Annotated in this window: 8 protein-coding genes and 1 pseudogene; 5 read left to right on the top strand and 4 right to left on the bottom strand. The window is 47.4% G+C overall.

Annotated elements, in window-relative coordinates:
- Window positions 1-166 (bottom strand): annotated as a pseudogene (locus IO95_RS25340) (IS4 family transposase); the annotation flags it as partial.
- Between the two features lie 193 nt (window positions 167-359).
- Here IO95_RS25340 and IO95_RS18550 point away from each other — a divergent pair.
- The 5 genes from IO95_RS18550 to IO95_RS18570 all read left to right on the top strand — a co-directional run bounded on the left by IO95_RS18550 (window position 360) and on the right by IO95_RS18570 (window position 8,069).
- A complete protein-coding gene (locus tag IO95_RS18550; RefSeq protein ID WP_037386526.1) occupies window positions 360-2,066 on the top strand; it encodes a GGDEF domain-containing protein in 1,707 nt (568 codons plus the stop codon).
- Window positions 2,067-2,318: 252 nt separating this feature from the next.
- Window positions 2,319-3,524 (top strand): nicotinate phosphoribosyltransferase, encoded by a 1,206-nt coding sequence (gene pncB, locus IO95_RS18555; RefSeq protein ID WP_023489323.1) that lies wholly within the window; start codon window positions 2,319-2,321, stop codon window positions 3,522-3,524.
- 298 nt (window positions 3,525-3,822) lie between these two features.
- On the top strand, window positions 3,823-5,223 hold the full coding sequence (gene asnS, locus IO95_RS18560; protein WP_023489324.1) for an asparagine--tRNA ligase: 1,401 nt from the start codon (window positions 3,823-3,825) through the stop codon (window positions 5,221-5,223).
- 306 nt (window positions 5,224-5,529) lie between these two features.
- Window positions 5,530-6,630: a porin OmpC gene (gene ompC, locus IO95_RS18565; protein WP_023489325.1), complete on the top strand. Its 1,101-nt coding sequence runs from the start codon at window positions 5,530-5,532 to the stop codon at window positions 6,628-6,630.
- 248 nt (window positions 6,631-6,878) lie between these two features.
- Window positions 6,879-8,069: an amino acid aminotransferase gene (locus tag IO95_RS18570; RefSeq protein ID WP_023489326.1), complete on the top strand. Its 1,191-nt coding sequence runs from the start codon at window positions 6,879-6,881 to the stop codon at window positions 8,067-8,069.
- A gap of 131 nt (window positions 8,070-8,200) precedes the next feature.
- Here the strand turns inward: IO95_RS18570 and IO95_RS18575 are convergent, their stop codons facing one another.
- The 3 genes from IO95_RS18575 to ldtD form a co-directional block, all read right to left on the bottom strand.
- Window positions 8,201-8,848, bottom strand: coding sequence for an MBL fold metallo-hydrolase (locus tag IO95_RS18575; RefSeq protein ID WP_023489327.1), 648 nt, complete (start codon window positions 8,846-8,848; stop codon window positions 8,201-8,203).
- Between the two features lie 90 nt (window positions 8,849-8,938).
- Window positions 8,939-9,487, bottom strand: coding sequence for a YcbK family protein (locus tag IO95_RS18580; RefSeq protein ID WP_023489328.1), 549 nt, complete (start codon window positions 9,485-9,487; stop codon window positions 8,939-8,941).
- Window positions 9,488-9,814: 327 nt separating this feature from the next.
- Window positions 9,815-11,656, bottom strand: a complete 1,842-nt coding sequence (gene ldtD / locus IO95_RS18585; RefSeq protein WP_023489329.1) for a L,D-transpeptidase — start codon at window positions 11,654-11,656, stop codon at window positions 9,815-9,817.
- Window positions 11,657-11,791 lie beyond the last annotated feature (135 nt).

The following is an 11,791-nucleotide window of genomic DNA, read 5'->3' on the forward strand; positions in this document are numbered from 1 at the left end:
CAAGGCCGCTGGCCAAAGAGAGGCCATTGCCAATGGCATGGATGGCCAATGACCCCGACTCAATAACCCCGTGGGTTGCATTGGCGAGCGACAAGACACGCTTGGCATGCATGTCCTGTCCGAATATGTCATCAATGTGGTTAAGAATTATTTCGTGGTTAAGCATGGAGGCTGTCTGCTCGCTATTAGCTGGTCAAGAACGGAGATCATACCTCAGAAGCCTTGCCATGCCTTGCTCATATGAGGGGATGGCTAAGGATATTATCTATTCCTCAATTTGGCATCAGTACAATTATGGGGACAAGCCAATAAGCACAATGTTATAGTCAGCCGGTTATTCTGTGGGGAAGCAGGCTGGCATGAAAGTAAAATACCTAATCTATCTATTTACCTTTGCCATTATGCTGAGTTTTTCCCTATTTGTTTTCAATGCACTACGAATAGCAAATACCCATTACGTTCAAAATGAAAGCAACCTCTATAAACTCCAGCGAACTAAAGATATTTCTGAAGCATTCCAGGCTGTACTATCGGCTCACCGATTAAAAAGACTCAGTCAGATCAACCAGACGATTACCGAAGCCCAATGGCGGGATGCTGATGAACAGGCTCATGATAAAATAGCCATCATGAAATCACACGCTGAACATAAAAACCAAAATTTTCAAAGTGTTAATCAAAAATTCACCCTACTGTCGATGATTAGTCTGCTAGAAAAATTACTGGATAATGATGTACAGCAGATTTTACAGAGCAATAATCCCGCCACGGCTCATCTTTTCAATATCAACAGTGCCTATTACATCGTTCAAGCCAATAAAGCCTTTTACCAATATAGTTATGATCCCCAAATGATCAATGCAGAATCACTGTTGTTTATCGAGTCTATTTCTTTCAATAACCTTTTAACGCTGTCCCTGACTGAATTAATTGATCAGATTATCGATGTCAACCTCAGTAGCTTGGAACGTAAAGATGCTTACCTTAAGGCCATCCAATTAACCGGGGTTATCAAATCGCTTAATACCCGCTTGACCTTTATTGAACAGACTTACAATGACCCGAAAATATCTAGCTTAGTTGATAGCATAAAAAAACACATTTCAAGTGATCAACTTAACTATATCTCTCAAGGTCTCTACCAAGCGATTGATCTCAATAGCAGTTATAACGCTGATTCCATTTATCAATACATCAACGAAATCAACCAACTTTCTCAACCGCTTTATCAGCGCAGTTTTGAGCTGCAAATTGCCGCCACGCAAAATAAGCTGTACCACAGCCAGACCACTATTTATGGTTTAATCGCCCTAACGGGGCTTATCATCTTGTTTGTTTTGTTACCGCTATTGATTTTCTGCTCAAGAATCACTCGGTGGCTGACAAAAACGCATAACAATATTCTACGTCTGTCTAAAGGTGATACAAGCATCGATAATAATGAGGTGTTTTATAGCCAAGAACTGGTGGCTATCAACGATGCAGTCACCCAACTGAAGCAGTACAATCAGGTAAAGCTGGCACTCGAGCAGGAAAAACATCAATTAATCAAAGATCTTGAGCTTTCATCGTTCTTTGATCCGCTCACCAATATTTATAACCGTCGCAAATTTTTTATCGAATACAATTTACTGCCTGCCAACAGCTATCCCCATACATTCTGTCTGATTGATATCGATAAATTTAAACGGCTCAACGATACTTATGGTCATGATATTGGTGATCGTGTGTTGGTGATGTTCGCTGAACTATTACGCAACCATTTCCGCGCCAGCGACATTTTTTGCCGCTACGGTGGCGAGGAGTTTGCAGTGTTGCTCAACCGATGTTCTCAGGAAGAGGCATCCCGCTTGATGAATCAACTCCGTGAGTTGGCTGAACAACTCTGCCTAGAACTGCCAACCGGTAAGCGGGTACGTTTTACCATCAGTTGTGGTATCGCTTCCGTTAACAATATTGAGGGGCTCGCTTCAGCCATTAAACAAGCTGATGAAGCGCTCTACTACTGTAAAAAAAGCGGTCGAAACCGGGTCAGTATCTATACCAGTCAGGGTTTTATCCCCTAAACGGTTCGGATTACTGGCAGGAGCCGGGGCAAAAAACATCAGAAGCCTGTACTCACCATTCAAGTTGTCTATTTAGCCGTTTCCCCCACAACGAATGCTACACATAATAAAGACATTATTTAATCCTCGACCAACACCTGCCATTTGTGATGTGATGAGGCTTCAATAACAGGATAATCCGGGTATACTTCACAACACTTTTTTGCTTATCCGGTTTTGGACATGCGCCTGACGAGGATGCTGTAACGCGCTATGACTCTATACGCCTCCCCGATTTTGACTTCACTGCTTGATACTGATGCCTATAAACTTCATATGCAGCAAGCAGTGTTCCACCGTTACCCTGACGTTACTGTCGCTGCGGAGTTCCGTTGCCGTGGCAACGAATTACTGGGTGAGTATGCCGACGAGCTCCGTCATCAGGTTGCCATGATGAGCCAGTTGGCACTGACTGAGGCTGAATATCGCTATCTTTCTGGTCTTCCTTTTTTCTGCACGGATTACCTGAACTGGTTACGTGATTTTCGTTATGACCCGCAACAAGTAGCGATTAGTGATCACCATGGTCATCTACAGATCCGTATCGCTGGCCCCTGGCAAGAAGTAATTATGTGGGAAGTTCCGCTACTGGCGGTGATCAGTGAGGTTGTCCATCGCCACCGTTCACCCTTAGTGACACCGGAGATGGCAGTCACTCAATTGCAGAGCAAACTGACGCTGTTCAAACAGGCCAGTAGTGATATTGATATCTCGCGTTTCAAGTTGATGGATTTTGGTACCCGCCGGCGCTTCTCCCGCGATGTGCAGTACGCTATTGTACATAGCTTAAAAGAGGCGTTCCCTTATCTGGTGGGAACCAGTAACTACCATCTGGCTCATCAATTGGATTTGGCTCCGGTAGGTACACAAGCCCATGAATGGTTCCAGGCACATCAGCAGATAAGCCCGGTTCTGGCCAACAGCCAACGTGTCGCATTGCAAGTCTGGCTGGACGAATATCCAGACCAGTTGGGCATTGCGCTCACCGATTGTATTACTATGGATGCCTTCCTGCGTGATTTTGGTCTGCAGTTTGCCCAACACTATCAAGGGTTACGCCATGATTCTGGTGACCCGGTTGAGTGGGGAGAGAAAGCGGTTGCCCATTATCAGCAGCTAGGTATCGACCCCATGAGTAAAACACTGGTATTTTCCGACAACCTGGATCTGGATAAGGCCTTGGTGCTATATCGGCACTTTGATCAACGCATCAATCTGGTTTTTGGTATCGGTACACGCCTGACTTGTGATATCCCTGGTGTCGACCCACTGAATATTGTGATCAAACTGGTTGAGTGCAAAGGCAAGCCCGTTGCCAAACTGTCAGACAGCCCCGGTAAAACTATCTGCCAGGACCCGGCATTTGTAAAAGCCTTACGCAAAGCCTTTGCTCTGCCATTGGTAAAAAAAGCCAGTTAACGGAGCAACGGGTGAGCCAATACGACTTGCTTGTCGCTTTCTATATATAGAAGCGACAGATCTTGCTGATGTCACTCTTTTGCTGTGACTGAACAAATGTTGCGTTATGGCGATGATTTCTGCTTGTGCTCCATAATGCGGCAAGTAACATAGTGATATCTCCGTTTTCCAGGCCGCTGGTTATCAAACCAAGGCAGCGTGGGCTGAGCCGAATAAATAATGAATACCCCCTCCTGCTGCTGGCAAGACGATGGGGATGACTATTTGTGAACCACACCTATATATAAGAGAGAAATTTATGACAGTAGTGCCTGTAGTCGATGTACTGCATGGTCGTGCCGAGGTTGGCAGTGAAGTCACCGTGCGCGGTTGGGTACGTACCCGGAGAGATTCTAAAGCCGGGATCTCCTTTCTGGCCGTTTATGACGGTTCCTGCTTTGACCCGTTACAGGCCGTGGTTAATCACTCTCTCGCGAATTATCAGGATGAAGTGCTGCATTTAACCACCGGATGTTCGGTTGAAGTCACCGGTTCTGTCGTCGCATCCCCTGGCGAAGGCCAGAGTTTTGAACTACAAGCCACGGCCATCAAGGTCGTCGGTTGGGTTGATGATCCCGATACCTACCCTATGGCCGCCAAACGCCACAGTATCGAATATCTGCGCGAAGTGGCTCACCTGCGCCCACGCACCAATCTGATCGGTGCCGTGACACGTGTTCGTCATACCCTGGCACAAGCTATCCATCGTTTCTTCCACGAAAACGGTTATTTCTGGGTTTCTACCCCACTGATTACCGCTTCGGATACTGAAGGTGCCGGTGAAATGTTCCGGGTTTCTACCTTGGATCTGGAAAACCTGCCACGTACTGATAAAGGCGCAGTAGACTTCAGCCAGGATTTCTTCGGCAGAGAGGCATTCTTGACCGTTTCTGGCCAGTTGAATGGCGAAACCTATGCCAGCGCGCTGTCTAAAATCTACACCTTCGGCCCCACGTTCCGTGCCGAGAACTCGAATACCAGCCGTCATCTAGCAGAATTTTGGATGATTGAACCTGAAGTGGCCTTCGCCACACTGGATGATGTCGCCAGCCTGGCGGAAAAGATGTTGAAGTATGTTTTCCAGGCAGTACTCGACGAGCGCGCTGACGATTTGCAGTTCTTCGCTGAAAGAGTGGATAAGGACGCCGTTGATCGTTTAAAGCGTTTTGTCTGTTCTGACTTCGCCCAGGTCGATTACACCGAGGCCATTGATATCCTGATTGCCTGCGGGCAAAGTTTCGAAAACCCGGTTTCCTGGGGGATTGATCTGTCATCTGAGCATGAACGTTATCTGGCTGAGAAGCATTTCAAAGCGCCAGTGGTAGTCAAAAACTACCCGAAAGATATCAAAGCCTTCTATATGCGCATGAATGAAGATGGGAAAACTGTGGCTGCCATGGATGTTTTGGCACCTGGCATTGGTGAAATCATCGGTGGTTCACAGCGTGAAGAGCGCCTTGAGGTGCTGGATCAGCGTTTGGCAGAGATGGGGCTAAATAAAGAAGATTATTGGTGGTATCGTGATCTGCGCCGTTACGGGACTGTGCCCCATTCAGGTTTTGGTTTAGGGTTTGAGCGTTTAATCGCCTATGTTACCGGCGTACAAAACGTGCGTGATGTGATCCCATTCCCACGTACTCCACGCAATGCTAGCTTCTAATTTCAGTTATCTATAGATTACTTTTTAATCAATCCGTTATCTTTTCAAAGGTCAGCCATGCTGGCCTTTGTCATTTTTTATTATTGACCAAGGTCACAAAGTTCCCTATATTACACATTCTGTTACACATTGTTTCTTTGTGAAATCTATTTGCGACATTAGTAGCACTTTCGCTCTAGATTAACGAGCCCGTGAATGGAACACTGCGTGCAGACACAGGACGACACCAATCTAGCAACAATAGTTCCCTAAGAATTATTGCCGGCAGTGGCAGGTGTCCGAATAACACTAATGAGGGTAACAATGATGATGAAGCGCAACATTCTTGCAGTAGTAATCCCAGCTCTGTTGGCAGCCGGTGCAGCTAACGCAGCAGAAATCTACAACAAAGACGGCAACAAGCTGGACCTGACCGGTAAAGTTGATGCTCGCCATTCCTTCTCTAGCGATAAAAGCGAAGACGGAGACAGAACTTTTGCGCGTTTCGGCTTTAAAGGCGAGACCCAAATCAACAGCGAACTGACTGGTTACGGCCGTTGGGAATATGAGTTCCGTGGTGACCGTGTTGAAAAAGACACTTCTGGCGACAAAACTCGTCTGGCTTTTGCTGGCCTGAAGTTTGCTAACCTGGGTTCATTCGACTACGGCCGTAACTATGGCGTAGTGTACGATGTTGAAGCTTGGACCGATATGTTGCCAGTGTTCGGTGGCGATACTTATACCGCCGGCGACAACTTTATGACCCAGCGTGCTACCGGTGTGGCTACTTACCGTAACAACGACTTCTTCGGTCTGGTTGATGGCTGGAACTTTGCTCTGCAATATCAAGGCAAAAACGAAAACCGTGAGCTGAAAAAGCAAAATGGTGATGGTGTAGGTGTTTCTACTACCTATGCTCTGATGGATACCGGTGTAAGCTTCGGTGCTGCTTATTCATCTTCTAACCGTACCTTAGAGCAAAAAGACTCTACTATTGCTAATGGTGATAAAGCAGACGCTTGGACTGTTGGTGCTAAATACGACGCTAATAACGTCTACTTGGCTACCATGTATGCCGAAACCCGCAATATGACGCCGTTTGGTGATGACAGCTCTTGGGTTGCTAACAAAACTCGGAACTTTGAAGTGGTTGCTCAGTACCAGTTTGACTTCGGTCTGCGTCCATCCATCGCTTACCTTGAGTCTAAAGGTAGAAACTTAGGTCGTGATGTTGGTGACTCCGCTAATAATAACCGCGATCTGGTTAAGTATGTTGATATCGGTGCTACCTACTACTTCAACAAAAACATGTCTACCTATGTTGATTACAAAATCAACCTGTTGAACGACAACGACAGCGATTTTTATAAGGCTGCTGGTATCACTACTGACAACATCGTAGCAACTGGTCTGGTTTACCAGTTCTAAGTTGTTACACTTAATGGTAGCTTTACGTTGCCAGTTAAGTTAGAAAACAGGGCTTCGGCCCTGTTTTTGTTTTAATGAAAGTTACCTTTTTTATACCGTCGATACCCCCTTTTGCAGCTATTTTTTATGCTGAATCAATCCGCATCACAAGATCACGGTGTTTTTGTGGTAAACAGTTGGCAAAGCCCGTAACTGGCGTTAACCTAATGTTTCTGTCTGCTTAACTCTAGGCCATGGAAGCATTTGACATGTTTGAAAAAATCACCGCTGCACCCGCTGATCCCATTCTGGGTCTGACTGACATTTTCCGTGCGGACACCCGCCCAAATAAAATTAACTTAGGCATTGGTGTCTACAAAGACGAAACCGGTAAAACACCCGTATTAACCAGCGTCAAGAAGGCTGAACAATACTTGCTGGAAAATGAAACCACCAAGAATTATCTAGGTATCGAAGGTATCCCTGAATTCGCCTTCTATACCCAAGAACTGCTGTTTGGCAAGCAAAGCCCGATCATTAACAGCAAGCGTGCCCGTACCGCGCAAACTCCGGGGGGTACTGGTGCCCTGCGAGTAGCGGCAGATTTTATCGCCAACCAAACCACGGCCAAACGTATCTGGATCAGTAACCCAAGCTGGCCAAACCATAAAAATGTCTTTGCCGCGGTTGGCCTCGAAGTTCTGGAATATGACTATTACGACGCCACCAATCACTCTCTGGATTTTGCTGGTCTACTCAATAGCCTGAAACAAGCCCGTGCTGGTGATGTGGTGCTGTTCCATGGCTGCTGCCATAACCCAACCGGTATCGACCCTACTCAACAGCAGTGGACAGAGTTAGCTGAGCTCTCTGCAGCCAACGGCTGGTTACCACTGTTTGACTTCGCTTATCAGGGCTTTGCCAAAGGCCTGGAAGAAGATGCTCAAGGCTTGCGTATTTTTGCCGCCAAGCATCAGGAACTGCTGGTTGCCAGCTCCTACTCGAAGAATTTTGGTCTGTACAACGAGCGTGTTGGTGCTTGTACTCTGGTTGCAGCCGATGCTGAAACTGCCGACCGCGCTTTCAGCCAGGTCAAAGCAGCAATCCGCGCCAACTACTCTAACCCGCCCGCTCATGGTGCTTCTGTGGTTGCCACCATTCTAGGTAATGAAGCGCTGCGTGCTATCTGGGAACAAGAACTGACCGATATGCGCCAGCGCATTCACCGTATGCGCCAGTTGTTCGTCAATACCTTGCAGGAGAAAGGCGCTGAGCAGGACTTTAGTTTTATTATCAACCAAAACGGCATGTTCTCTTTCAGCGGATTAACCAAAGAGCAAGTGCTGCGTCTACGTGACGAATTTGGTGTCTATGCGGTGAATTCTGGCCGTGTAAACGTTGCTGGCATGACACCAGACAATATGGCGCCATTGTGTGAAGCCATTGTGGCTGTCCTATAAGCACCACAAGCACCACGCTGCAATAACATACTGTAATAACCAAGGGGGCGCAAATGCGCCCCCTTGGTTTTAACTTAACTTTAATTTTATATGATTTTATCGGCTGGTTAATTGTTTACTGGCTAAGTCAGTTACCAAATGGCCGGTTCTGAGCGCAGGAAGGGGTTAGTTTGGCGCTCATGACCAAAGGTAGACATTGGTCCATGACCAGGAACAAACGCCATATCGTCGCCTAGCGGCAATAATTTAGTGCGGATTGAGTTAATCAGCGTCTCATGGTTACCGCGTGGGAAGTCACTGCGGCCAACACCACCGTTAAACAACACATCCCCTACCCATGCCAGACGAGATTTTGCATCGATAAACACCACATGGCCCGGTGTATGGCCAGGGCAATGGAGTACATTCAGCGAATGTTCACCAATCTGCACACTGTCCCCTTCTGATAACCACTGGGTTGGGGTAAACGCCTGGCACTCTTCAAGGCCAAACATGCGGCTCTGTTCAGGTAAGTTTTCCAGCCAAAAAGCATCTTCTTTATCGGGGCCATAAATAGGCACCTGATAGTGTTGTGCCATTTCAACGGCGGCTCCCACATGGTCAAGGTGCCCATGGGTCAACAGGATCTGACTAACCTGCACCCCCATTTTGGCGACTTCAGCCTTGAGCCTGTCTGCATCACCACCCGGATCAATCAAGGCAGCCTGTTTGGTCGCCTCACACCAGAGCAGTGTACAATTTTGGCTGAATGCCGTGACAGGAATAATGTGGTATTTCATAACACTCCAATAACGATAAACCCATCGCCATTCAGGTTACCGGAGAACAGCAACGTGAATGGCGATGGGTATTTTTGAGTTAGGCGCCGATTACCAGGTGCGTAGCGGGCCGGTATCAATATGTACAAAGTTGCTGCGTGGATAATATCCTACTCCGCCCGCGCGCAGTTTCAGCGCCGCTTTGCGGATATTACTCAATTGGATCCCCTCAATACGGAAATCCATCGCCTGCCCTTTGGTATGGTAACTCTGTTTAGCCACACCGCGACGCTGCTCACGCATTTCACTATTGGTCTCTAGTGAACGGTAACCAGAAATCAGTTGTACTGGTTTTTTAGTCCCCAGCATCACCTGCAGGCGATAAAGCTGATCAAACAGACCCGGGTCAATGGTTTTCGTTTTATTGGCGCGATAATCACGGAATAGATGGTTCAGCCTTACCAATTCTGCTTTGTTATAACGTTTGCCATCAAAGAATTCAGCCTTGATGGATTCCCCTGTATTCAGGTTGTTCAACAGCAGAATACGCGGGCGAGCAGTTGAAAAACTGGCAAGCGCCTGCCCCGGGAGCAGTGCGATGCCCATGGTGGCCATACCTAACGCCAGCCATTTACGGCGATGATGGTCAATTTTGTCCATAATCCTTTTTAAACTCGGTAATAATTTCAAAATATATACCAAAGATGATTCATATCGTCATTTGCGTATAATCAGAAACATCTTAGGTATAAAAAATACAAGCAGTGAGCACCATAACCGCACGCGCAAGCTGAGTCAACCCGCGATACACCGCCGTTTACAAGCTCTAACAAAAAAAATGGCACACTGTGTTGCCATTCAAGCTGTATAACAAACTCATAACTGTTGGGGCCAAAGCAGACTGGCCTATCACCCCGATAGGTATCATGGGTTTAAGAAAGCGGTTCCCCAGTCAGGCCATCAAATACCCCACTGGGGAAAGGGTTATTACTGCATCAACTTCTCAGCCAGAGCCAAAATCTGCACCCCGGATTTTACTGTCACATCATAGTCGTAAATATCTGTGCGGAACTGCGGCTTGCCATCATCAGCGATCCAAGCAGTCAGATAATAGAGCTGAACCGGTATATGCTGGCGAATATTGACGTAAGTGGTGTTGCCCCGTTTAAGCGTTGATGACACCCGTGTGTTATTCCAGCCAGCATCTTGCAGTAGCATATTAGCCAAATCTGAGGCTTTGCCAACACGGACACATCCCGAACTTAACGCCCGAATATCTTTCGCAAACAAACCGCGGTTCGGCGTGTCATGCAGATAGATAGAATCCGAACTTGGCATATTAAACTTGAAGCGCCCGAGCGAATTACTGGTGCCAGGTTCCTGTTGAATACGATAAGGAAAGTTACGCGGAGAAGTAATGCTCCAATCAATCATTGCCGGATCGATAGCTTCTGAATCATGACTCCATCCGGAGTACACGCGATAGCCATGCTTCTGGAAATAGCTAGGATCATGCATGGCTTTTGGCACGATATCTTCGCGGATTAACTTGACTGGCACATTCCATGGCGGGTTAACCACCACATTATTCAGCGCGCTACTCATCAATGGCGTTTTCCGGCTCGGTCTGCCGACAATAACCGGTGAAGAGAGCACTTCAGTACCATTAATGTAATAAACCAAAGAATAATTAGGGATGTTCACCATAATGCCGGTGTCCACATGCCCAGGCAAGATGCGCAAGCGCTGGATATTCAACGCCAGCAATGAAGCACGCAGTTGTGGTGAAACGTTGAGCCATTCACGGGTCCGAGGACCGATCACCCCATCGGGTGTCAGCCCTTGCCAAGTTTGGAAACGTTTGACACCTTCAACCAAATCATCGGTATAGCGATTATCTGTTGCTGAAACAGACTTCGCCTGATGCGCTGGCGTATTGGTCGAAGAAGCTAAATCTTGAGTCGATGCAATAGCCGGACTGACGACGGTTGCTGCCGCATCACGGTTTTTCTCTTCATCCACCGAAAGGTCATCAACCACTACCGGTGGCGTAGTCACTACGGTGTTAATAGCCTCGGTAGAATGGGGGGCTTCCCCTGCGGGTGCCGTCAACATGCCGGTACGGCTCAGGATCTCGCGCAATGCAGGAATATCATCACTCTGCTGCCCAGGACGCAAGCTGACCTTATTGAGCACCACCGGCCATGGCCGACTATCTGCCAGCATGTCGCGCAACGCCTGATGCATTCTCTCATATTGCGGATGCTGCGGAGCCAATGAATTAACATAACTCAGCGTGTTACCTTGCTGTACAGCAAGCTGCCACTGATTGATCACCGGGTTCTGCGGTACCGCCAATTTATAAGGTACCTTGCTATACAGCCAGTTGCTGCCATTGGCCTCTATTGACGAGACAAATTGCAGATAACCGAGCATCGCATCAGACAGTACAATATCACGGGCCATATCCCTCACTGCAGGATCGGTGAGTAATTTCACCCATTCGGTGAATTGCGGCTGTATACCGGAAATCGCCAACTCAGCAAGCTGTTGCTGAAATTGCAATACTGCCTGGCTATCTTGCCACATCGGCTGCATCTGGTTGGCCGCATACAACGGTGCCAGCGTCTCCATATAGTGTGGCACCACATTTTTTGGCAGCGCCGCAAGCAGTTCTGTTCGACTCTGTTCCACCGAGAGAGCAGATGGTGATAAGACAACCTGTGGTACCTGCTCGGTCGCACCAGTAAAAAACGATAGGGCAAGACCAGACGCAATTGCGTAGCTCAATACCAAACGTCGTACTCTGTATCCATTTTTCCGCAACATCCCTCGCCCCCTGTAGGCTCACAAAAATACTACCAATACACATAACTTTCTTTAGTATACAAATAGAACAGCCTGACTTGATCTTGGCTGTAAAAATATCCCCGGTTGGCACAAAAATAGCTGCCCTAAGACTGG

It is taken from the genome of Serratia sp. DD3, assembly GCF_000496755.2.